Origin of the sequence: Aurantimonas endophytica (genome assembly GCF_014196845.1) — a bacterium.
In the GTDB taxonomy this organism is placed as follows: Bacteria; Pseudomonadota; Alphaproteobacteria; order Rhizobiales; family Rhizobiaceae; genus Aurantimonas; species Aurantimonas endophytica.
In genome coordinates this window covers 34,268-56,288 of sequence record NZ_JACIEM010000006.1, presented here as the reverse complement: position 1 = coordinate 56,288, position 22,021 = coordinate 34,268, and the positions used below count along the sequence as shown (strand labels likewise).

The following is a 22,021-nucleotide window of genomic DNA, read 5'->3' as shown; positions in this document are numbered from 1 at the left end:
CTTGAGATGGCTGAGCACGGCGGCAGGGCACGGCCCAACGTTGTTTCCCGCACTTACCAGGCCTATAGGCTGTGGCTCGCACGTTTTCCGGGCACCGCCCGTCACGACTATCGAGATGTCGATGACCATTTTGCCGGCTCATGCCGCTCCTTTCTCCTGCGACGTCCTCGTCATCGGCGGCGGCCATGCCGGCTGCGAGGCGGCGAGCGCGGCGGCGCGGTCGGGCGCGCAGACGCTGCTCGTCACGCACCGCTTCGACACGATCGGGGCGATGAGCTGCAACCCGGCGATCGGCGGCATCGGCAAGGGCCATCTTGTCCGCGAGATCGATGCCCTGGGCGGGCTGATGGGCCAGGTGGCCGATGCGGCCGGCATCCAGTTCCGGCTGCTCAACCGCAGCAAGGGTCCTGCCGTGCGCGGACCGCGGACGCAGGCGGACCGCCGGCTGTACCGCGACGCCATGCAGGCGGCCATCTCCGGGCAGACAGGGTTGACGGTTGTCGAGGCCGACGTGGCTGACCTCACGCTCGACGAGGCTAACCGCGTCACGGGGGTCATCCTGGCTGACGGTCGCGTTATCGCCTGTCGGGCGGTGGTGCTGACGACGGGCACGTTCCTCTCCGGGCTCATCCATATCGGCGACCGCAAGATCCCGGCCGGGCGCATGGGCGAGGATCCCTCGACCGGTCTCTCCGGCACGCTGCGCCGGCTCGGGCTCCGGCTCGGACGGCTGAAGACCGGGACGCCGGCGCGCCTCGATGGGCGAACGATCGACTGGGAGGGCCTCGACCGTCAGGGCCCCGACGAGACGCCGGTGCCCTTCTCCTACCTGACGCGCGAGATCACCAATCCGCAGATCGACTGCGGCATCACCCGCACAACACCCGAAACGCACCAGATCATACGGGACAATCTCGCTCGCTCGGCGCTCTATTCGGGGCAGATCGAAGGCGCCGGCCCCCGTTATTGCCCGTCCATCGAGGACAAGATCGTCAAGTTCGGCGAACGTGACGGCCACCAGATCTTCCTGGAGCCGGAGGGGCTGGACGACGACACGATCTATCCGAACGGATTGTCGACGTCCCTTCCCGAGGATGTGCAGGAAGCCTTCCTCCGCTCGATCCCGGGTCTGGAGCGGGTCGCCGTTTTGAAGCCTGGTTACGCGATCGAATATGACCATGTCGATCCGCGCGAGCTGGATCGTCATCTCGCCGTGCGTCGTGCCGAGGGGCTGTATCTCGCTGGCCAGATCAACGGCACCACCGGCTACGAGGAAGCGGCGGCGCAGGGCCTCGTCGCCGGCATCAATGCCGCGTGCCTTGCCGCCGGTTCGGCGCCGGTGTCGATCGGACGGGCAGACGCCTATGTCGGCGTGATGATCGATGACCTGACCCGCACCGGCATCACCGAGCCCTACCGCATGTTCACCTCGCGGGCGGAGTTCCGCCTGTCGCTGCGCGCCGACAATGCCGACCGGCGCCTCACGCCGCTCGGCCTTTCGCTCGGCATCATCAATGCCGAGCGGCGAGCCGTGTTCGAGGCCAGCGAGTCGGCCCTGTCACAGGCACGCGCCCAGCTCGAGGCAGCGACCCTGACCCCGCCGGAAGCGGCGCGGCACGGTCTGGCGTTGAACCAGGACGGGCGCCGCCGTTCGGCCTGGCAACTGCTGTCGCAGCCCGAGATCTGCCTTGACCGGCTCACAAAGATCTGGCCGGAACTGGACGCGATCGCGGGGCCGCTGCGCGAGCGGATCGAGATTGAGGCGGGCTATGACGTCTATCTGGCGCGCCAGCGCCGTGACCAGGAACGGCTGCGCCGCGACGAGAACCGGGCGATCCCTGCGACGTTGGATTTCAATGCGCTTGCCGGCCTGTCCAACGAACTGCGCCAGAAGCTGTCGGACCGCCGGCCCGGATCGATCGCCGAGGCCGAGCGGATCGACGGGATGACGCCTGCCGCCCTGGCGATCATTCTCGTGGCCATTCGGCGCCGGGAGTTGGCCGATGCGGCCTGACCCGGCACAGCGGCCGAAGCGCCTCTCCAGCCAGGATTTGGCAGCGCTCCTTGCCGAAGATCGGGCGCGCGTGCTCGAACAGTTCACTGTTTCACGTGAAACGCTGGCGCGTCTGGATCGATACGTCGATCTGCTCGTCACCTGGCAGACCCGCGTGAACCTCATCGCGGCCTCGACCATCGGCGAGATCTGGACGCGGCACGTGGCGGACTCGCTGTCGCTCGAGCGGCGTCTGCCGCAGTTCCAGCGGGCCGTCGATCTCGGCTCCGGCGCCGGCTTCCCGGCGCTGGTGATCGCCTCGGCGCGCCCTGGAGCGACCGTCGACCTCATCGAAAGCAATGCGAAAAAGGCGGCATTCCTGCGGACCGTCCAGCGCGAGACCGGTCTCTGCGGCACCGTCCATGCAGCGCGGATCGAGGATTGCGGCGCGGCGCTGGCATCCGCAGATATCGTGACCGCGCGTGCCCTGGCATCGCTGGACCAGTTGCTGGGGTTCGTCGCGCCTTATATCGCGCCGTCGGCGCGCTGTTTCTTCGCCAAGGGTCGAAGTCATGAACAGGAAATTAACGCCGCGACTGCCCATTGGCGATTCAGCATGGTAAAGCATGAATCGGAGCTCGAGGATGGTTCGGTCGTGCTCGAGATCGGTGATATTGCGCCGCGTTGAGCGGGCCTCGGCAAGGACGAGCGTCATGCGGATCGAGCAAATTGGCGGACGCACCCTGCGAGATCGTACGAAGACGCGCGAAGCGGAAACGGGCCGATGGACATGGTAGCCGGGCGGTCGATGCGGATCATCACCATAGCGAACCAGAAAGGCGGCGTCGGCAAGACGACGACGGCCATCAATCTCGCCACGGCGCTTGCCGCGATCGGCAAGCGGACACTGCTGGTCGATCTCGACCCTCAGGGCAACGCCTCGACGGGGCTGGGCATCGAGAAGGACGACCGGGAAGTCTCCTCCTACGACGTGCTGATGGAGACCGCCTCGATCACCGAGGCGGCCATGCCGACCGCGGTGCCGAACCTCTCGGTGATCGCCTCGACGCTGGATCTGCTGGGACTGGAAATGGAGATTGCCGGCGCAACCGGCCGGGCCTATCGGCTGCGTGACGCGCTGCACTTCCACCAGGTGGAAACGCCGCTGTTCGACTTCGTGCTGGTCGATTGCCCGCCCTCGCTGAACCTCCTGACCATCAACGCCATGGCCGCGGCAGACTCGATCCTGGTGCCGCTGCAATGCGAATTCTTCGCGCTGGAAGGCCTCAGCCAGCTCCTGCAGACGGTCGAGCAGGTGCGCGACTCGCTGAACCCGACGCTCGACCTGCATGGCATCGTCCTGACCATGTATGACGGGCGCAACAACCTGGCGGCACAGGTAGTCCGGGACGTCCGCTCCTATATGGGCGAGCATGTCTACGACACGATCATTCCGCGCAATGTCCGGGTGTCGGAGGCGCCGTCCTTCGGCAAGCCGGCGATCCTCTACGACATGAAATGCTCGGGGAGCCAGGCCTACATACGGCTCGCCTCGGAGATCATCCAGCGCGAGCGGCGGCTGGTGGCGGCATGAACGGGGCGAGACGATCGGGGCGGGGAACGAGAAGCATGAGCAGGGGGAAACGGGCATGACCGAAAACAGATCGCGGCAACGGCTTGGCCGGGGCCTCGCCTCGCTCATCGGCACCGGTGTCGCCGCGCCGTCCCGCGCCGTTCCGGGCTTTGCGGCTGACGAGCCGGCCATCCCGGCCGAGCGTCACGTGGCGATCGACAGGCTGTCGGCCAACCCGAACAATCCGCGCCGACGCTTCGACGACGGCGAGCTGAAGGACCTGGCGGCGTCGATCCGCAATCATGGCGTTGTGCAGCCGCTGCTGGTGCGGCCCACCCCGGGTGTGAGCGACCGGTTCGAGATCGTCGCCGGCGAGCGCCGCTGGCGCGCTGCGCGGCTGGCTGGCCTGTCGGAAGTGCCGGTGGTGCTGCGCGACATCGGGGACAGGCAGTCCCTCGAGATCGCCATCATCGAGAACGTCCAGCGCTCCGACCTCAATGCGGTCGAGGAAGCGCAGGCCTACGAGCAGCTCATCAGCGAGCACGGCTACACGCAATCCGACCTCGCCGACGTCCTTGGCAAGAGCCGCAGCCATGTCGCAAACACGCTGCGGCTCCTGAAGCTGCCGGACGAGGTTCGGGACATGGTGGTCTCGGGCACGCTGTCCGCCGGGGCCGCGCGCACCGTGGTGACCGCCGAGGATCCGCTCGCCGTGGCACGGGAAATCGTGTCCCGCGGCCTCAGTGTCCGGGAAGCGGAGGATCTTGCCCGGGGTCCCGCGGCCGAGCCTGCTGCCAAGCCGTCGAAGCCGCGTCGCAATGCCTCCGTTCCGGCGAAGAGCGAGAAGGACGAGGATGCGCAGGCGCTGGAACGGCTGCTCTCGGAAACGCTTGGCATGGCGGTGGAGATCGAGGTCGACGGCGAGGGTGGATCCGTCCGTATCGCCTATGCCGATCTCGAGCAGCTCGACGCGTTGTGCGGGTTGCTCCAGGCGCATGCGCGCAGCCGCCTGCAGGGCGGCGAGCCCCGGCTGCGCTCCTTGTAGCTGTCGGCAATTCCGGCTGTCCCACGTGAAACAGCATCGGCCATAGGGTTCAGTTCCGGCGCGCCTTCAGCCGCGCTGCCTCGACGGCGACGTCGAGCAGCGTGCGGCGCGTGATGGTCAGCGCGAGGCCGCCTTCCTTGCGGCTGGCCAGGATATCCGCCTCGATCCGGCGCAGCGTGGCGCCGATCCGCTCCAGCGGCCAGGCAGCCAGTGCCACTTCCATCGCATGCCGCCGCCGGAAATGCGGCCGCCGTCTTTCGACGACGCGGCCGATGGGCTCGCCGCCGCGCTCTACCATTTCGCGCATCGCCTGAAGCTGCTGGAAATAACGCAGCAGCGCCTGGTGCAGCTGGAAGGTCGCGGTGCCGGCGGTCACCAGCCTGTCGACGAGATGCGGCAGCCGTCGCACTTCGCCGCTGGCCGTGGCGTCGATCGTTTCCTCCAGCGTGTCTGCCGAGACGTCACCGACGACGGCGCGCACGTCTTCCTCGACCACGCCCGGCGCACCGAGCGCATAGAGGCAGAGCTTGCGGATCTCGCCGCGCGAGGCGAGCCGGTTGGCGCCGAGCCGGGAGCGCAGCTCGTCCCGCGCCGCCCGGTCGATCGTCAGGCCGCTCGCAGTAAATTCCTCGTCGATCATCTGGTCGAGCGCGCGTCCCTCGTCCTGGTAGCAGGGCAGCGCCATGGCGAAGCGGGAGCGCTCGACGCTGGTACGCAGCGCCGCGCTCTTCTTGAGGTCGCCGGCCTCGACGATCAGCACGGCGCCTTCCAGCCTTTCCTCCGCCAGCGTCGCGACGGCTTCGGCGAGAGCCTTGCCGGCCCCTGCCCCGCGCACGCGGATCAGCCGCTTGCCGCCGAACAGCGACATCGTGCGGGCTTCGTCGTAGAGCCGGCCGACATCCTTCTCGAGGTCGTCCGCCGACAGCCGCACCGCCGCGAACGGATCGTCGGGGTCGACGCCGGACTGCGCGGCGATCTTGTCGGAGCGCTCGGAAACCAGGCCCGGGTCGGGGCCGTAGAGGAGGATGACCGGAAAGGAGAAGTCCGGCCGCGACAGGAAGGCCTCGACCTCCCCGGCCTTTTTCTGCGCCATTGTCCGTCACCCGTTCCGATTACAAGCCCGAGCTATCGCCCGTGCCGGTGCGGCGTGCCGCCCGTTCGTCAGCGGCCGGCCGCTTGCAGCGCCCGGACGATCGGGATTTCCAGCTTCGCCGCAAGATCGTCGGCGGCCTGCTGGCGGGCGTCGAGAAGAGCCCGCTGGCTCTGGAACTGCTGGCTGGTCCGGTCGAACGGAACGGTGGAATTGCGCCTCTGCGTGTCGATCACCTGGCCGTCGGACAGGCGGACCAGCTGGTAGCTGCCGTTCATCCGGTAAAGCGAGGAAGTCAGCACGCCGCCGGCCTCGATGGCGAGACCGGTCTCTGTGCCGGTGACGGTGAGGCGCACCTCATAGAGCGGCTGGCTGACCCGCGTACCCTGGTTGAGGCGCGACAGCAGCGCATTGCGGACCACCTGGTCGGTGCGGGTGTTGCTTTCCGAGATGGCGATCCGGCCGCGCAGCGCGGCAAGGCGCCCCTCCGGTGCAAGTGCCGATACGGTCGCTGAGTCGGTGCCGTAGAGCGGCCGCGCCGTGCAGGCGGGCAGCACGGCCACGGCGATCGCCAGGCAGGCGAGGATGGCGCGGGGTCGAACCCGGTCAGAGGACGACATTGACGATTCTCCCGGGGACGACCACGACGCGCTTGGGTGTATTGCCGGCCAGAGCGGAGCGGACGATCTCCAGTTCCAGCGCGGCCTTCTCGATCTCAGGTTTGCCGGCCGTCGCGGCAATGGTCAAGTCGGCGCGCTTCTTGCCGTTGATCTGGACCGGCATCAGGACCGTGTCGTCCTTCAGCAGCGTCGGATCGACATCCGGCCAGCCTGTCGCGGCGGCAAAACCGTTATGGCCGAGCACGCGCCAGCATTCTTCGGCGAGATGCGGCATCATCGGCGCGATCAGACGAACCAGGATCGACAACGCCTCGCTCGCTGCGGCCTTGAGCGCCCGATCGTCGGCTGAGGCGAGCCCGCCGAAGGCAGCGGACAGCGAATTGACCAGCTCGTAGATGCGGGCGACCGCCTTGTTGAAGGCGAGGCGCTCGATGTCGTCGGCAACGCCCGCAGCGGCGCGATGGGCGGCCCGCCTGATGGAAAGCGCTGCCTCGCCGCCGCCCGTCCCGGCAGCATCTGCCCCCTGCAGATGCGGTGCGGCTTCGTTGACCAGTCGCCAGAGCCGCTGCACGAAGCGGTGGGCGCCCTCGACGCCGGCCTCGGTCCAGATCACGTCGCGCTCGGGCGGCGAGTCAGACAGCATGAACCAGCGGGCGGTGTCGGCGCCGTAGGAGGCGATGATGTCGTCCGGATCGACGACGTTCTTCTTCGACTTCGACATCTTCTCGATGCCGCCGATCTCGAGCGCCGCGCCGTTCGACAGGCGCTTCGCCACCCGGCCCGCGTCGGTCTCGGTGATCACCACGTCGGCGGGGGCGACCCAGTCGCGCTCGCCCTCCCGGTAGGTCTCGTGCACCACCATTCCCTGCGTGAACAGGCCCTTGAACGGCTCGTCGAGGTCGAGATGGCCGCAGGCCCGCATCGCCCGCACGAAGAAGCGCGAATAGAGCAGATGCAGGATCGCGTGCTCGATGCCCCCGATATACTGGTCGACCGGCAGCCAGGCATTGGCGGCCTGCGGGTCGGTCGGCTCGTCGGCATGCGGCGCGGTGAATCGCGCGAAATACCAGGATGAATCGACGAAGGTGTCCATCGTGTCGGTCTCACGCCGGGCCGGCCCGCCGCATTGCGGGCAGGTCGTGTCGCGCCAGGTCGGATGGCGGTCGAGCGGGTTGCCCGGCTTGTCGAAGTCGATGTCGTCCGGCAGCACCACCGGCAGGTTCTCGCGCGCTTCCGGGACGATGCCGCAGGCCTCGCAGTGCAGGACCGGGATCGGACAGCCCCAATAGCGCTGGCGCGAAATGCCCCAGTCGCGCAGGCGGAAATTGGTCTCGCGGCTGCCCCAGCCCTCGCGTTCGAAGATCGCCAGCGTCTGGTCCATGGCCTCCTGGCAGGTGAGGACCGTGCCGGCCTCCCCGACCCAGCGGACATATTTCACCGTCGCGGTCTTCGGCGGCACGAAGGCGGTGTCGCCGACGGTCTCCTTGCTCTCCAGCGGAACGAAAACGTCCAGCACCGGCAGGCCGTATTTGCGGGCAAAGTCGAGATCGCGCTGGTCATGGGCGGGGCAGCCGATAACGGCGCCGGTGCCGTAATCCATCAGCACGAAATTGGCGATGTAGAGCGGCATCAGCCAGTTCGGGTCGGCCGGATGCGAAACCTTGATGCCGGTGTCGAAGCCAAGCTTCTCGGCCGTGTCGATTTCCGCCTGCGTCGTCCCGAGCTTGCGGCACGCCTCCACGAAGGCGGCGACCTCCGGCCGCTCGGCGGCGAGGGCCGCGGCCAGCGGATGGTCGGCGGCGATGGCCGCGAAGGTCGGGCCGAACATCGTGTCGGGACGGGTGGTGAAGACCGGCAGCGTGTCGAAACCGTCCGGGGCGCCGACGAGGCCGAAGGAGAAGCGCAGGCCCTCGGATTTGCCGATCCAGTTCTTCTGCATGACCCGGACCTTTTCCGGCCAGCCCGGCAGGTCGTCGAGCGCCGACAGAAGGTCTTCGGCATAGTCGGTGATGCGGAAGAACCACTGGGTCAACTCGCGCTGCTCCACGTCGGCGCCCGAGCGCCAGCCCTTGCCGTCGATCACCTGCTCGTTGGCGAGCACGGTCATGTCGACAGGGTCCCAGTTGACCTTCGACTTCTTGCGATAGGCGAGGCCCTTCGCCAGGAGGTCGAGGAACAGCATCTGCTGGCGGTGGTAGTATTCGACGTCGCAGGTGGCGAATTCGCGCGACCAGTCGAGCGACAGGCCCATCGATTTCAGCTGGCCGCGCATCGTCGCGATGTTCTGGTAGGTCCATTCGCGCGGATGCACCTTGTTCTGCATCGCGGCGTTCTCGGCCGGCATGCCGAAAGCGTCCCAGCCCATCGGGTGGAGCACGTTGTAGCCCTTGGCCCGCCGATAGCGCGCCACGACGTCGCCCATCGCGTAATTGCGCACGTGGCCCATGTGGATGCGCCCCGACGGATAGGGGAACATCTCGAGGACGTAGTATTTCTCGCCGGGGTCCTCGGTGCGCGTCTCGAAGAGCTTCGCCTCGTCCCAGGATTTCTGCCAGCGAGGTTCGGCGGCGCGCGGATTGTAGCGTTCGGTGGTCATGCGGCGTTGGGGGGCCCTGTTCGTCGGAAGCCGACGTGATAAGTCGACGCTGACTTACCCTTATGTCGGCGCCGCGTTCAACATCGGCGTCTACTGATTCTCTGCCGCAGGCGGCAAAACCGGCCATTCGGGCAATGAGGCAACATGAGCGACGACATTCTCGAGCGCTATCAGCAGGTCAGCCAAGCCATTCGCGCAGCCGCCGAGGCGGCCGGCCGGGCGGCAGACGCCGTGACCCTGGTCGCCGTGTCGAAGACCCATGACGCTGACACGATCCGGCCGGTGCTCGAGGCGGGGCAGCGCGTCTTCGGCGAGAACAAGGTGCAGGAAGCGAAGGCCAAATGGCCGGCGCTCCGCGAAGACTTCCCGGACGTCGAGTTGCGTCTGATCGGCCCGCTGCAGTCCAACAAGGCGGGCGAGGCGGTCGCGCTGTTCGACGTCATCGAGACTGTCGACCGCGAGAAGATCGCCCGCGAAATCGGCAAGGAGATGGCCAAGCAGGACCGGCGTCCGCGCCTCTACGTCCAGGTCAACACCGGCGAGGAGCCGCAGAAGGCCGGGATCGCGCCGGGCGAGGCGGTGGCCTTCGTGGAGCGATGCCGCAGCGAACATGGGCTTTCGATCGAGGGGCTGATGTGCATCCCGCCGGCGAACGAGAACCCGGGGCCGCATTTCGCCCTGCTCGAAAAGCTGGCGAAGGAAGCGGGGCTTTCGCATCTGTCGATGGGCATGTCCGGCGACTACGAGGCGGCGATCGGCTTCGGCGCGACCTCGGTCCGGGTCGGCTCGGCGATCTTCGGCGCGCGCGACTACGGGTGAGCGTTTCGTCATTCTCCTGTTCGGTGAACGGCCCATCCTCGGACCGAAATGGCCGGTCTCTGCCCAGTCCGGGAACCCGGAACAGCGTTCGATGCTTCCTGCAACGGGCGTAAGCCCCGGCCAGAGGGGTTTTTCCATGCAGGTTCCACAGCGCGACGCGGAGTTCGCCCGGCGCATCTTGATCGCCGCCGGCATCATCATCGCGCTGGTCGCGGGCGTCGCGCTCCTCTGGGTGGCTTCGGACGCGGTCTTCCTGATCTTCGCCGGCCTGCTGATGGCCGCGGTGTTCGCCGGCCTTGCCGGCCTGCTGCAGCGTGTCGGCGTGCCCCGCCTGGGCGCCTTGATCGCCGTGTTCCTGCTGTTGATCGCCCTGATCGGCGGTGCGTTCGCCTGGGGCGGGATCACCCTCGTCCAGCAATTCAGCGAACTGACGGATCTCGTCGAGGAGCAACTCGGCCGGCTTCCGAGCCTGTTCCAGGAAATCGAATCCGTCACCGGTGGCGAAGCGGAAGGACAGCAGGACGGGGAAGGCGTCGCCCGCCTGCTGCCCGACCCCGGTAGCGTGCTGAGCTCGGCGGTGTCCCTCGCCGGCGGCCTCGGCAATTTCTTCATCGCGCTGTTCATCGCGATCTTCGTCGTCTCGCAGCCCGGCATCTATCGACGCGGCGTCGTCAGCCTCTTCCCCAAGCCGAAACGCCAGCGCATCGACGAGACGCTGTTCAAGACGGCCGAGACGCTGATCCTGTGGCTGGCGGGACAGGCCATCTCGATGGCGACGATCTTCGTCGTGACGCTGGTCGCTCTCTGGATCATCGGCATGCCGAACGCCTTCCTCCTGGCGCTGCAGGCGGGCCTGCTCGCCTTCATCCCGACCATCGGGCCGTTCATCGGCGGCGCGGTCATCGTCCTCGCGGGCTTTGCCGACAGCACCGAGATGGCACTGTATGGGCTCGGGGCTTACGTGCTGATCCAGGCCGTCGAGAGCAACATTACCCAGCCGGTGGCCCAGCGCTGGACGACCGCCCTGCCGCCGGCCCTGACGCTGGGCGCCCAGCTGGTCATGGGCGTCCTGTTCGGCATGGCGGGGCTGATCCTCGCCGTGCCTATGGTGGCGGTGCTGAAGACGCTCGTCGACGAACTCTACATCAAGGACACGCTTGGCGGTCCTTACAAGGAGGACGACGAGGCCATGCCCACCCTCACCCGCACGTCCTGACCCCGGCGCTGCTTTCCCGTCCCGCTCAACCGTCGAAAAGGTCTTCGCTATGAGCTTCAGCAATTTCAGCCCGCTCGGCGTTGTCATCGCCGCCCTGCTTGCCTTCGGCTTCGGCTTTGCCTGGCACCGGGCGGTGGAGAAGCCCTGGATGACGGCGAGCGGCTATGGCGGTCGCCCGGCATTGAAGCTCGGGCCGCTCACCATCGTCTTCCTCGCCGAGCTGGTGATGGCTGCGGCGCTGGCCGGCATTGTCGGCCATATCGGCGCGGTGACCATCGGCAACGCGTTGATCACCGGCGTGCTTATCTGGGCCGGGTTCGTCCTGACGACGATTGTCGTCGATCATTCCTACGAGGCCCGTTCGCGCAAGCTGACCTATCTCAACGCCGGGCACTGGTTCGGCGTGATCGTCATCATGAGCTTGGTCATCGGCTTCTTCGGTTGATCCGTCACGGACCGTGTCCCGCGAAAGTCTAAGACCCGCGAACTGGACCCAAAGCGGCGTTTTACACTAGATTGCGCCCAACTGCCGGCGTCGAACCGGTGCGACGATGGGAAGGGACAGCATGACGACGATCCAGGTCAAGGACGAGTGGAAGGCCGGTGCCAAGCTGACTGCGGACCAGTATCGTGACTGGTATCGCCGCAGCGTCGAGGATCCGGAGGGCTTCTGGGCCGAGCACGGCAAGCGCGTCGACTGGATCAATCCCTATACCAAGGTGAAGAACACCTCCTTCGCGCCCGGCAATGTCGACATTCGCTGGTTCGAGGACGGAACGCTGAACGTTTCCGCCAATTGCCTCGACCGGCACCTGGCGACCCGCGGCGACCAGACGGCGATCCTTTGGGAGGGTGACGATCCGGCCGACAGCCGCGCGATCAGCTATCGCGAATTGCATGGCGAGGTCTGCCGGATGGCCAACGTCCTGCTGGCCAACGGCGTCAAGAAGGGTGATCGCGTCACCATCTACATGCCGATGATTCCGGAAGCCGCCGTCGCGATGCTGGCCTCGGCGCGCATCGGCGCGGTGCATTCGGTGGTGTTCGGCGGCTTCTCGCCCGACGCGCTGGCCGGGCGGCTCGAGGGCGCGCAATCCTCGGTGCTGATCACCGCCGACGAGGGGCTGCGCGGCGGCCGCAAGGTGCCGCTGAAGAAGAATGCCGATCGCGCCTGCGAGATCGCCGCCCAGGCCGGGCAGGCGGTGTCGACCATGCTGGTGGTCCGGCGCACCGGCGGCGATGTGGCCTGGCAGGACGGCCGCGACGTCTGGTGGCACGAGGCGCGCGAGGAAGTCTCGGCCGACTGTTCCCCGGCCGAGATGGGCGCCGAGGATCCGCTGTTCATCCTCTATACGTCCGGCTCGACCGGCAAGCCGAAGGGTGTGCTGCACACGTCGGGCGGCTATCTCGTCTATGCCTCGATGACGCATGAATACGTCTTCGACTACCGTGACGGCGAGATCTACTGGTGCACGGCGGATGTCGGCTGGGTGACCGGCCACAGCTACATCGTCTACGGCCCGCTCGCCAACGGCGCGACGACGCTGATGTTCGAGGGCGTGCCGAACTACCCGGACCCTTCGCGCTTCTGGCAGGTCGTCGACAAGCACAAGGTCAACATCTTCTACACCGCCCCGACGGCGATCCGTGCCCTGATGGGCGCCGGCGACGACAAGGTGACGTCGACTTCGCGCGCCAGCCTGCGGGTCCTCGGCTCGGTCGGCGAGCCGATCAACCCGGAAGCCTGGACCTGGTATTACCGGGTGGTCGGCGAGGAGCGCTGTCCGGTGGTCGACACCTGGTGGCAGACCGAGACCGGCGGCATCCTGATCACCCCGCTGCCGGGCGCCATCGATCTCAAGCCGGGTTCGGCGACTCTGCCGTTCTTCGGCGTCCAGCCGCAGCTGGTCGACAACGAGGGCGAAGTCATCGAGGGCGAGGGTGCCGGCAATCTGTGCATCACGGATTCCTGGCCGGGGCAGATGCGCACGGTCTACGGCGACCACGAGCGCTTCGAGCAGACCTATTTCTCGACCTATCGCGACAAGTACTTCACCGGCGACGGCGCCCGCCGAGACGCCGACGGCTACTGGTGGATCACCGGCCGGGTCGACGACGTGCTGAACGTCTCCGGCCACCGGATGGGCACGGCGGAGGTGGAATCGGCCCTCGTCTCGCATCCCAAGGTCTCAGAGGCTGCCGTGGTCGGCTATCCGCACGACCTCAAGGGCCAGGGCATCTATTGCTACGTGACGCTGATGGAGGGCGAGAGCGAGACCGAGGAGCTGCGCAAGGAACTCGTCGCGCATGTCCGCAACGAGATCGGCCCGATCGCCTCGCCGGACAAGATCCAGTTCGCGCCCGGCCTGCCGAAGACGCGCTCTGGCAAGATCATGCGCCGCATCCTGCGGAAGATCGCCGAGGACGATTTCGGCGCCCTAGGCGACACCTCGACGCTGGCCGATCCCGGGGTCGTCGAGGATCTCGTCGAGCATCGGCAGAACCGGAAGGGGTAGCCGCGGCGCCAGCCTTTGTCGCGCGGAGCGGCGGGGAAAGGCGCTCATCGCTCCGCCGCCAACGGCTTGGTACGCCGACCCTCGCGGCGTCATCCCCGGGCTCGGCCCGGGGGCCCATTCCAAACCGCTTGAGCCGCTGAAAACCCTCAACGGCGTTCCCCGAGCCTTCCCTTTCCCCTGCAAGGCCAATGCCTTGCGTGAAACTGGCGCAAAATGCGCCAGGCTCTTGCACTGCCGCATTTTTCTTCCCATACTTCCCTCGTGTTCAACGAAGCGAAAGGAGGTGATCCAATGTCGAGTGATTTCCAGGTACCGGTTGGGTCTCAGTATCTTGGCAACGCGGCGGAGCAGTCTCCTCGCTTCGTATAAGATATGCAGGTCCGGATTTCGGTCTGACGACCACCGGTAATTGAGACATCACGGGGCCGCTTCCTGGAAACAGGGAGCGGCCTTTTGATTGGCGAGGTCTCCAGCCGCCCCACAGGCAGATACGAAAAGGCCCGCTCCACCAGGTGGAACGGGCCTTCGTCTTTTCAGGCTTTGGCGGGACCAAGCCCCGCGTGCGCGGGTCCGCTTACTGTGCGGCCGGCTCGCTGGCCGGCGCCATGCCGGTGTCCGTGGCGGGCGTCGTCGCCGCCGATCCGGTGGCAGCAGCGTCGTCCGTGCCGTCATCGGCTTCGCCATAAGCCGGCGCGTTCTCGAGCTCTTCGCGCGTCACGTTGAGCACGATGCGATCCGGGAGGTTGTCCTCACCGACGACCGGGGTCACCGGCTCCGCCGTGGAAGCGGTGGTCTCGGCACCACCGGCCGGAGCGGCCGGGTCGGCAGCCATGCCGCCGGCAGCCGGTGCTGCCGCGTCGGCAGTAGCCTCAGCCTCAGCCTCGGTCGGCAGGCCCTCGGTCTTGCCCGGGCCGAACTCGAGCGCGTCCATCGAAACGGCGACGTCCTTTTCGCCAATGCCGAGGAAGCCGCCGACGCCAACGAGGACGGCCATCACTTCACCCTGCTCGGAGAGCAGGACGTCGCTGATCGAACCGATGTTCTCGCCGGTGGTGTCGTAGACGTCCTTGCCTTCCAGATCGGACGCACGCCACGCGCCGGTCGGCTCGACGGTCACGAACGGACCTTCGCCGGCGCTCGTCGCGGCCATATCGGACCCGGTGTCCATCCCCGGAGTCGCTGCGGTATCGGTGTCGGTGTCCATGTCCGGCGTCTCGGCCGTGTCGGACGCATCACCCGCAGGCGGCGTGACGGTATCGGTGGCGGTCGTCGTGGAGTCCGTCGTGCTGCCGCCGGCATCCGGAGAAGCCGCGGGCTCCATCGACTGGGCCGGTGCCGACTCGTCGGACATCGACGGGGTTTCGGTCGTGGCGGGGGCCGTCGTGTCCTGCGCGAAGGCAGCGAACGGCATAACAACGCCGGCGAGAAGGACGGGGAGAAGGGTCTTACGCATGGGTGAGTTCTCCAACAGTTGATTGTGGAGAAAGAATGTATGTGCCCGGTACTGGTTCCCGCCTAACCGCACAAGAATCGGCAGCACCCGTCACTTGCGCTGCCAAGGAGCGTTGCGCGGGTGTGTTCCGCCGCGCAAGAAAAGTGACCGCGACCGGGCCTGCATGCCCGGCGTCACGATCCGCCTGTCTTCGTCGGGGAGCCGATCCGCGACAGGTTCAGGCGTAGAGGTCGCGCCGGGTCGGCGGCAGTCCGCTGGGGCCCTTGGCGCGTTTCGAGGCCAGCGTCTGGTAGATCAGGAGGCCGCCGCGTTCGAAGCCCAGCGAGACGCCGGCCAAATAAAGGAGCCACAGCCGTGCCCGCTCCTCGCCGGCGATCGCCGCCGCCTCGTCCATGCGGGCGACGAGCCGATCGTGCCAGAGGCGGCAGGTGCGGGCATAATGCTCGCGCCAGTTTTCGACGTCGTGGACCTCGAAGCGATGCTTTTCCAGCATCTGCGCCGAATGGCCGACATGGTCGAGTTCGGCGCCGGGGAAGATGTAGCGGATGATCGCCGCATATTCCTTCGTGCCCTTGCGAAATTTCGCGTCTGTCGCCTTGGCCGGCCGCGTGATGGCGTGGTGGAGATAAAGGCCTTTCGGGCGCAGCAGGCCGCGCACCGCCTTGAAATAGGCGTCGTGATTGTCCCATCCGACATGCTCGAACATGCCGATCGAGGCGATCTTGTCGAAAGTGCCGGAGAGGTCCTGGAACGGCTTCAGTTCGACCGTCACCTTGTCCGCCAGGCCCTTGGCGGCGATGCGCTCGCGGGCGAGATCGTACTGCGCCTGGCTGAGCGTGACGCCATGGCCGGTGACGCCGTAATGCTCGGCGGCGTGGATCAGCAGGGCGCCCCAGCCGCAGCCGATATCGAGGAAGCGCTCGCCTGGTTGCAGTCGAAGCTTGCGACAGATCATGTCGAGCTTGTCGTGCTGCGCCTTGTCGATGTCGTCGTGCCAGCCGTCGAAATAGGCGCAGGAGTAGAGCATGCGGCTGTCGAGGAAGAGCCGGTAGAAATCGTTGGAGATATCATAGTGAAACTGGATTGCGGCCATGGACGAGCCGCTGGCCCCGGCGCCATCGCCGGCCTCAGCCACCGCCTGCCGCTTGCCCTGCCGCGAGAGGCTATAGAGCGCCGGCAGGGCTGCCGCGAGCTTCAGCTTGTCGAGGCGTTTCAACGCATCGCGCGTCTTGATGTCGGAGCGCGCGGCGGCGACGTCGAAGATTGTCCCGCCCTCGATGTCGATCGCGCGGGACATCCAAAGCTCGACCGCCGTGGCGATGCGCGGGCTAATCGCCAGCCGCGCCAGCGCTGCAGGGTCGTTGAGGGCGAGGACCGGCCCATCCGCCGGACCGAGCCGCTCGCCAGTCCAGAGCCGCACGGCGATCTTCGGCTGAAAGGCCGCGACGGCCTCGCGCACGATGGCCTCGAGTTTCGCTTCGCCCGTCGCCATCGCCCATTCCCGTTTCACGTGAAACTGCTCGCAAGCCACCGTCTGCGCATATCGCGGCAGGCGGTGAACGGCAATCCGTAACGAGGGCGAAGGTCGGCCGTCGGCAGGCCGATCGGGATCAGCCGGGGCTGAGCGTGCCTGCCTTGACGGCGCTCAGATCCTGGCCGTCCGCGCCGATACACCAGTCGCGGCGTTTGCCGCCGCCATAAGGGGCGACGAGACCTTCGCGGAGCAGGACCCTGGCAAGATCGGGATGGTCCGCCGTCGACAGCGTCGCCAGCACGCGGCCGAAATATTTGTCGCCGGATATCTCGGCCAATGTCACGCTCTGACCGCCCACGAGGGCCGACAGGCGATCGGTGGCCTTGGCCGCCGCTGCCTTCTCGGCATCGCACTTGCCGCGATGCTCGGGCGCGTCGATGCCCTGCAGTCGCACCGCCACCTGCACGGCCTGCATCGGCCAGACGAACGCTTCGACCTCGACCGTGTCGCCGTCACGGACCTTGATGACCCGCGCTTCGACGGGACCGGCGATCTTTCGCGGATAGCGATCGTCGGCCACGACCGGAGACGAGACCGACGCCGCGAGCAATGCTGTAGCGATGCAACCGCAGAGAGTGGAGCGCGAAGGAAGCAATGAGCCCTGCCGGCGAATCAATGACGATGCCGGATAATATTCCTATGCTGCTTCCAGTGCAATCCGGTTGCGGCTGCCGGAATATCTGACCTTACGGTATATCATGGCGCGGGTGGCGTTGGGTTTAGGATGCGACACCCACAATCAGCGGGCGAGATGCCCGGAGCGATGGTGCCCTCAGAAGTCCGACGTGATGCCGTTCTTCTCCCAGTCACCGTAGCGGATCGGTTCCGGACCCTTGGGGCCGTTCACCTCCATCGGGCGTTCTGTGGCACCCGCGGCTTCGCGCTGCCGGCGTCGCTCCGCCGCTTCCGCCAGCGCCCGCCGCGCCGCTTCCGGCAGCTCCGCTCTTACCGGCAGCTCGGGCGAAGGGTGGCCACTCTCCGGCAGGTCCGTCATCGTCGATTTCCTCATCCGCTGCATATCGAGTCGGTTGTGCGGGCCTGCGCCCGCGGCCCGGAGGCGACCGCGGCACGGCCGAGCGCTTCCCTCCACATAAGCATCGGCTCGGACGGGTGAAGCCCTTTTCGCCATCCGGGCCTGGCCGTCGGCCCGCGGGCCAGCTGCAACTCGGGTCTCGCGAGCGCCGACCAGCCTCCTCGGCGCGCCTTTCAGCATTGAAGAAAGCCCCTGCGATCCCCAGATTTCCCGCCGACACAGCGCGGTTTGGACGCGCGGCACCGAACGGAGGACGACCCCCGCATGAACATGATCAAGACGGCGATGCTGATTGCCTTCATGACCGCCCTCTTCATGGGGGTGGGCTTCCTGATCGGCGGACGCTCCGGCATGATGATCGCGTTCGTGGTCGCGGCCGGCATGAACCTCTTCTCCTACTGGAACTCCGACAAAATGGTGCTGCGGATGCACCATGCCCGCGAGGTGGACGCCCGCACCGCGCCGGAACTCTTCCGCATCGTCGAGGGGCTTTCGGCCAATGCCGGCCTGCCGATGCCGAAGGTCTACGTCATCCAGAACCCGCAGCCGAACGCCTTCGCCACCGGCCGCAACCCGGAGAATGCCGCCGTCGCGGCGACGACGGGCCTGCTCGAGCGGCTGACTCCTGAGGAAGTCGCGGCCGTGATGGCGCACGAGCTGGCGCATGTGCAGAACCGCGACACGCTGATCATGACGATCACTGCGACGCTCGCCGGCGCGATCTCCATGCTCGGCAATTTCGCCTTCTTCTTCGGCGGCAATCGCGACAACAACAACCCGCTCGGCATGATCGGGCTGCTGGTCGGCATGCTCGTCGCGCCGTTCGCGGCGATGCTGGTGCAGATGGCGATCAGCCGGACGCGGGAATATTCCGCGGACCGGCGCGGCGCGGAAATCTGCGGCAATCCGCTCTGGCTTGCCACGGCACTCGACAAGATCGCGAAGAGCGCCGGCCGCATCGTCAATCAGGACGCCGAGCGCAATCCGGCGAGCGCCCACATGTTCATCATCAATCCGCTGTCCGGCCAGCGCATGGACGGGCTGTTCTCGACGCATCCGAACCCGGCCAACCGGATCGCGGCGCTCGAGGCGATGGCAGCGGAGATGGGGGTTGGCATCGGCCGCAGCGCGAACCAGCGCGTTGCGCCGCCCGCGGCTTCCGCTCGCGGCACCCGTCGTGGACCCTGGGGTTGAGCGCCGACGGCAAGAAGTCCCGCCGCGGCGGCAATTTCGACGCCTCCCGCTCGGCGCCGCGCAAGCGCCCGCTGCCGGGCAAGGCATCGCAGGATCGCGGCGGTAATCACGCCCGCATTCCCGCCGGTCCCGACGGCTTCGTGCCGGACGGCTACTCGGCCGGCGACCGGCCCGGCCTCGGCGCCCGCCTGGTCGCGGCCAAGCTCCTGTCGGCGATCGTCGACGCCAAGACCTCGGCAGACGGCCTGCTCGATCCGACCGGCGGGCATCCGGGCCTGCGTGCGCTGGAGCCGCGCGACCAGGGCTTGGTCAAGGCGATCATCCTGACGGCGCTGCGCTTCCGCGGTACGATCGACCGGGCGCTGGACGCCTGCCTCGACCGGCCGCTGCCGCCCAATGCGGCGTCGCTGAAGCACATTCTGCACGTCGGCGCGGCGCAGATCCTTTATCTCAACGTCCCGGACTCGGCGGCAGTGGACCTCGCGGTCGCCGCTGCCAACATCGATTCCCGCAGCCAGCGCTTTGCCGGCATGATCAACGCCGTGCTGCGCCGCCTATCGCGGGAGAAGGAGGCGCTGGCAAGCATCGGCCAGCCCTCTGACAACGTACCGGAATGGCTGATGCGCCGGCTGGTCGCCACCTATGGGCCGGAGCGGGCGCAGGCGATCGCCCTGGCGCACATGACGCCGGCGCCGCTCGACCTGACGGTGAAGGCGGACGCGGCCGGCTGGGCCGAACGCCTCGGCGGCACCCCGCTCGGACGCTCGACCGTGCGCCTTGGCGAATTCGACGGCGCGGTGACCGGGCTTGCGGGCTTTGCGGAAGGCGACTGGTGGGTGCAGGACGCCGCCGCGGCGCTCCCAGCGCAGCTGTTCGGCGATCTGACCGGGCAGCGCGTCGCCGATCTCTGCGCCGCGCCGGGCGGCAAGACCGCGCAGCTGATCCTTGCCGGCGGCAAGGTCACCGCCTTCGACATCAACGCCAACCGGATGAAGCGGCTGAAGGCCAATCTCGAGCGGCTGCAGCTGGAGGCGGAGACCGTGGTCGGCGATGTGGCCGCGCACGAGCCCGAAACGCCTTTCGATGCCATCCTGCTTGATGCGCCCTGCTCGTCGACCGGTACGATCCGCCGGCATCCCGACGTCGCCTATACCAAGGACATGGCCGAGATCGAGAAGCTCGCCGGGGTGCAGGCCCGTCTCCTGGGCGTCGCCGCCGACATGCTGGCGGTCGGGGGGCGTCTCGTCTTCTCCAACTGCTCGCTCGATCCGCTGGAGGGCGAAGACCTGGTCGCGGCGTTCCTCACGGCGCGGCCGGATTTCGTCCGGGACCCGGTCCTGCCGGAGGAGCTGCCGGGCTTCGCCTTTGCCCTGACGGCGGCCGGAGACTTGCGCACGACGCCCGAGATGATGGGCGGCGGCGAGGGAGCTGGCGGTGGTCTCGACGGATTCTTTGCCGCGCGGCTGCGTCGCATCTGAGGCAGACCGTCCGGGACTCGCCAGCGGCTTAGCAAAACCTTTACCATATCGGCAGAAACTTGGCGCCAGAGAGCCGGCGTCCCGGCTTCGTCGCCGGAAGGCGGAGAACCGGTGACGCCCAATTTGGGCGACGGGACCGGACATCGTCCGGAGCTGGGAAGAGGACGTGTCGACGAGCCTCGTGGATAGACCGCTGCTGGCGGTCCTGACGCTGCGGGAAGCGTGGCGGCGGGCTCGACGGCGGCTGCGCACCGGGCCGATCCATCGCTGGCGCTTCGCCGGCGGCGTTCCCGATCGGCTGCTGGTCGTGCCGCCGAACCTGCGACATGGTGATCCGGTCGTTGCCGAAGCGATCTACGCCGGACGGTTCCATTTCGCCGGCCAGCTGCTGGAGCCAGGGCGTTCGTCGATCTTCGAGCTGGCGCTGCCGAGCCCGGCCTATACGGCGGAGCTCAACGGCTTCGACTGGCTGCGCCATCATGCCGAAGCCGGCGACGCGCTGGCGGTCGCCAATGCCCGTGCCCTCGTCGACGACTGGATCCGCTTCAAGGGCCGGACGATTGCCGGTCCCGCCTTCGAGCCGGCGGTGACGGCACGGCGGGTGATCGCCTGGATGACGCATGCCGATCTGCTGCTGACCGACGCCGAGATCGGTTTCTATCGCCGCTTCATGAAGAGCCTGGCCGGCCAGGCCCGCTATCTGCGCTCGATCGCCCAGGAAGCGCCCGACGGGATGCCCCGGCTGACGGTGCGGATCGCCCTGGCCCTGGCGGCGCTCTGCCTGCCGACGCCCAATGCCCGCATCCGCATCGCCGCACTTCATCTCGCCGACGAGCTCGAGCGGCAGATCTTTCCCGATGGCGGCCACGTGTCGCGCGATCCCGGCGCCGTCGCGCGCATCCTCGCCGACATGATCCCGCTGCGACAGACCTTCGTCGGGCAGGGCCAGCCGGTGCCGAAGGGCATCTACACCGCCATCGACCGGATGCTGCCGGCCTTGCGCTTCTTCCGCCATTCGGACGGATCGCTGGCCCTGTTCAACGGCGCCGGGGCGGGCGACGTCCATCTCCTCTCCGTGCTGCTGCGCTTCGACGAAACGCTGGGCGAGCCGATGTTCCATGCCAGGCAGTCCGGCTATCACCGCCTGGCCGCGGACCAGACCGTGGTGATCGCGGACACAGGCTGTCCGCCGCAACCGGCCTTTTCAGGCGGCGCCCATGCCGGCACACTGTCCTTCGAGCTGTCGAGCGAGGCGAGTCGCATCGTCGTCAATTGCGGCCGGCCGGTGGGTGAGGACGGCGACTGGCGTCGGCTGTCGCGGTCGACCGCGGCGCATTCGACCGTGACTATTGCCGACCAGTCCTCCTCGCGCTTCGCCCGGTCGGAAAGCCTCGACCGGTTCCTTGGCACGCCGCTGGTGCCGGGGCCGACCCATGTCGACTGCGCCGAAACCGGCGACAGCGGCCTCGGTTTCGAGGCGACGCATGACGGCTATGATCGCGGCTTCGGCCTCCTGCACAGCCGCCGCATCGAGGTCTCCCGCGATGGGCGCTCGGTGTTCGGCGCCGACCGCTTCCTGCGCGGCAGCGGGCATCGCCCGCAGATGATCGCCCGCGACGCGACGGCGCGGTTCCATCTCCACCCGTCGGTGGTGGTGGAGACCGCCGGCGCCGCGATCCGGCTCAGCGTCCGCGACCAGACCTGGCTCTTCCGCTGCGATTCGCATTGCGAGATCGAGGATTCGATCTTCTTCGCCGATGCCGCGGGGGCGCGCCGCACCCTGCAGATCGTCGTGCCGTTCGACGCGCTGTCGCCCGAAGGCGTCGCCTGGCGCTTCGACCGCGAACGCTAGGCCCGGGCT

18 protein-coding genes are annotated in these 22,021 nt (G+C 67.6%); 11 read left to right on the top strand and 7 right to left on the bottom strand.

What is annotated here, in order from left to right; translation table 11 throughout:
* The first annotated feature begins 121 nt into the window (after positions 1-121).
* The 4 genes from mnmG (at position 122) to GGR03_RS20625 (ending at position 4,611) form a co-directional block, all read left to right on the top strand.
* On the top strand, positions 122-2,014 hold the full coding sequence (mnmG, locus tag GGR03_RS20640; protein ID WP_183210690.1) for a tRNA uridine-5-carboxymethylaminomethyl(34) synthesis enzyme MnmG: 1,893 nt from the start codon (positions 122-124) through the stop codon (positions 2,012-2,014).
* A gap of 70 nt (positions 2,015-2,084) precedes the next feature.
* A complete protein-coding gene (rsmG, locus tag GGR03_RS20635; protein WP_252920340.1) occupies positions 2,085-2,681 on the top strand; it encodes a 16S rRNA (guanine(527)-N(7))-methyltransferase RsmG in 597 nt (198 codons plus the stop codon).
* Between the two features lie 120 nt (positions 2,682-2,801).
* Positions 2,802-3,587, top strand: a complete 786-nt coding sequence (locus GGR03_RS20630) for a ParA family protein (RefSeq protein WP_183211043.1) — start codon at positions 2,802-2,804, stop codon at positions 3,585-3,587.
* A gap of 55 nt (positions 3,588-3,642) precedes the next feature.
* Positions 3,643-4,611 (top strand): ParB/RepB/Spo0J family partition protein, encoded by a 969-nt coding sequence (locus tag GGR03_RS20625; RefSeq protein ID WP_183210688.1) that lies wholly within the window; start codon positions 3,643-3,645, stop codon positions 4,609-4,611.
* Positions 4,612-4,660: 49 nt separating this feature from the next.
* Here GGR03_RS20625 and holA read toward each other — a convergent pair whose 3' ends face one another.
* The 3 genes from holA to leuS all read right to left on the bottom strand — a co-directional run bounded on the left by holA (position 4,661) and on the right by leuS (position 8,917).
* The gene (gene holA, locus GGR03_RS20620) at positions 4,661-5,704 is read right to left on the bottom strand and encodes a DNA polymerase III subunit delta (RefSeq protein ID WP_183210687.1); all 1,044 of its coding nucleotides are present in this window, start codon (positions 5,702-5,704) and stop codon (positions 4,661-4,663) included.
* Positions 5,705-5,772: 68 nt separating this feature from the next.
* Entirely contained in the window at positions 5,773-6,321 is a 549-nt protein-coding gene (locus GGR03_RS20615) for a hypothetical protein (protein ID WP_183210686.1), read from the bottom strand.
* Positions 6,308-8,917 (bottom strand): leucine--tRNA ligase, encoded by a 2,610-nt coding sequence (leuS, locus tag GGR03_RS20610; RefSeq protein WP_183210685.1) that lies wholly within the window; start codon positions 8,915-8,917, stop codon positions 6,308-6,310. The genes GGR03_RS20615 and leuS overlap by 14 nt, the downstream gene beginning before the upstream one ends.
* A 144-nt stretch (positions 8,918-9,061) precedes the next feature.
* Between leuS and GGR03_RS20605 the strand changes: the two genes are divergently transcribed.
* The 4 genes from GGR03_RS20605 (at position 9,062) to acs (ending at position 13,468) form a co-directional block, all read left to right on the top strand.
* On the top strand, positions 9,062-9,736 hold the full coding sequence (locus GGR03_RS20605) for a YggS family pyridoxal phosphate-dependent enzyme (RefSeq protein ID WP_183210684.1): 675 nt from the start codon (positions 9,062-9,064) through the stop codon (positions 9,734-9,736).
* A 136-nt stretch (positions 9,737-9,872) separates the two neighbouring features.
* Positions 9,873-10,952: an AI-2E family transporter gene (locus GGR03_RS20600; protein WP_183210683.1), complete on the top strand. Its 1,080-nt coding sequence runs from the start codon at positions 9,873-9,875 to the stop codon at positions 10,950-10,952.
* A gap of 49 nt (positions 10,953-11,001) precedes the next feature.
* Positions 11,002-11,397 (top strand): DUF1761 domain-containing protein, encoded by a 396-nt coding sequence (locus GGR03_RS20595; RefSeq protein WP_183210682.1) that lies wholly within the window; start codon positions 11,002-11,004, stop codon positions 11,395-11,397.
* Positions 11,398-11,518: 121 nt separating this feature from the next.
* Positions 11,519-13,468 (top strand): acetate--CoA ligase, encoded by a 1,950-nt coding sequence (gene acs / locus GGR03_RS20590; protein ID WP_183210681.1) that lies wholly within the window; start codon positions 11,519-11,521, stop codon positions 13,466-13,468.
* Positions 13,469-14,042: 574 nt separating this feature from the next.
* Here the strand turns inward: acs and GGR03_RS20585 are convergent.
* From GGR03_RS20585 to GGR03_RS20570, 4 genes are all read right to left on the bottom strand, one after another.
* Positions 14,043-14,921: a PRC-barrel domain-containing protein gene (locus tag GGR03_RS20585; RefSeq protein WP_183210680.1), complete on the bottom strand. Its 879-nt coding sequence runs from the start codon at positions 14,919-14,921 to the stop codon at positions 14,043-14,045.
* A gap of 217 nt (positions 14,922-15,138) precedes the next feature.
* On the bottom strand, positions 15,139-16,413 hold the full coding sequence (locus GGR03_RS20580; RefSeq protein WP_183210679.1) for an SAM-dependent methyltransferase: 1,275 nt from the start codon (positions 16,411-16,413) through the stop codon (positions 15,139-15,141).
* A 118-nt stretch (positions 16,414-16,531) separates the two neighbouring features.
* Positions 16,532-16,975 carry a thermonuclease family protein gene (locus tag GGR03_RS20575; RefSeq protein WP_252920341.1) on the bottom strand — a complete coding sequence of 148 codons (444 nt, stop codon included), beginning with the start codon at positions 16,973-16,975 and terminating at the stop codon, positions 16,532-16,534.
* Between the two features lie 252 nt (positions 16,976-17,227).
* The gene (locus tag GGR03_RS20570; RefSeq protein ID WP_183210678.1) at positions 17,228-17,449 is read right to left on the bottom strand and encodes a DUF1674 domain-containing protein; all 222 of its coding nucleotides are present in this window, start codon (positions 17,447-17,449) and stop codon (positions 17,228-17,230) included.
* Between the two features lie 303 nt (positions 17,450-17,752).
* On the opposite strand from GGR03_RS20570, the gene htpX reads away from it, so the two are divergent.
* The 3 genes from htpX (at position 17,753) to GGR03_RS24830 (ending at position 22,012) form a co-directional block, all read left to right on the top strand.
* Entirely contained in the window at positions 17,753-18,682 is a 930-nt protein-coding gene (gene htpX, locus GGR03_RS20565; protein ID WP_183210677.1) for a zinc metalloprotease HtpX, read from the top strand.
* A 71-nt stretch (positions 18,683-18,753) separates the two neighbouring features.
* Positions 18,754-20,160 carry an RsmB/NOP family class I SAM-dependent RNA methyltransferase gene (locus tag GGR03_RS20560; RefSeq protein WP_183211041.1) on the top strand — a complete coding sequence of 469 codons (1,407 nt, stop codon included), beginning with the start codon at positions 18,754-18,756 and terminating at the stop codon, positions 20,158-20,160.
* A 166-nt stretch (positions 20,161-20,326) separates the two neighbouring features.
* Positions 20,327-22,012 (top strand): heparinase II/III domain-containing protein, encoded by a 1,686-nt coding sequence (locus GGR03_RS24830; protein ID WP_183210676.1) that lies wholly within the window; start codon positions 20,327-20,329, stop codon positions 22,010-22,012.
* The last annotated feature ends 9 nt before the right edge of the window (positions 22,013-22,021 follow it).

Excerpts from the sequence above, each read along its gene's own strand:
- htpX (WP_183210677.1), top strand. The coding sequence starts at position 17,753 with ATGAACATGATCAAGACGGCGATGCTGATTGCCTTCATGACCGCCCTC.
- GGR03_RS20605 (WP_183210684.1), top strand. The coding sequence starts at position 9,062 with ATGAGCGACGACATTCTCGAGCGCTATCAGCAGGTCAGCCAAGCCATT.
- leuS (WP_183210685.1), bottom strand. The coding sequence starts at position 8,917 with ATGACCACCGAACGCTACAATCCGCGCGCCGCCGAACCTCGCTGGCAG.
- GGR03_RS20595 (WP_183210682.1), top strand. The coding sequence starts at position 11,002 with ATGAGCTTCAGCAATTTCAGCCCGCTCGGCGTTGTCATCGCCGCCCTG.
- GGR03_RS20585 (WP_183210680.1), bottom strand. The coding sequence starts at position 14,921 with ATGCGTAAGACCCTTCTCCCCGTCCTTCTCGCCGGCGTTGTTATGCCG.
- GGR03_RS20615 (WP_183210686.1), bottom strand. The coding sequence starts at position 6,321 with ATGTCGTCCTCTGACCGGGTTCGACCCCGCGCCATCCTCGCCTGCCTG.
- GGR03_RS20570 (WP_183210678.1), bottom strand. The coding sequence starts at position 17,449 with ATGACGGACCTGCCGGAGAGTGGCCACCCTTCGCCCGAGCTGCCGGTA.
- GGR03_RS20600 (WP_183210683.1), top strand. The coding sequence starts at position 9,873 with ATGCAGGTTCCACAGCGCGACGCGGAGTTCGCCCGGCGCATCTTGATC.
- acs (WP_183210681.1), top strand. The coding sequence starts at position 11,519 with ATGACGACGATCCAGGTCAAGGACGAGTGGAAGGCCGGTGCCAAGCTG.
- GGR03_RS20625 (WP_183210688.1), top strand. The coding sequence starts at position 3,643 with ATGACCGAAAACAGATCGCGGCAACGGCTTGGCCGGGGCCTCGCCTCG.
- GGR03_RS20580 (WP_183210679.1), bottom strand. The coding sequence starts at position 16,413 with ATGGCGACGGGCGAAGCGAAACTCGAGGCCATCGTGCGCGAGGCCGTC.
- GGR03_RS20630 (WP_183211043.1), top strand. The coding sequence starts at position 2,802 with ATGCGGATCATCACCATAGCGAACCAGAAAGGCGGCGTCGGCAAGACG.
- holA (WP_183210687.1), bottom strand. The coding sequence starts at position 5,704 with ATGGCGCAGAAAAAGGCCGGGGAGGTCGAGGCCTTCCTGTCGCGGCCG.
- mnmG (WP_183210690.1), top strand. The coding sequence starts at position 122 with ATGACCATTTTGCCGGCTCATGCCGCTCCTTTCTCCTGCGACGTCCTC.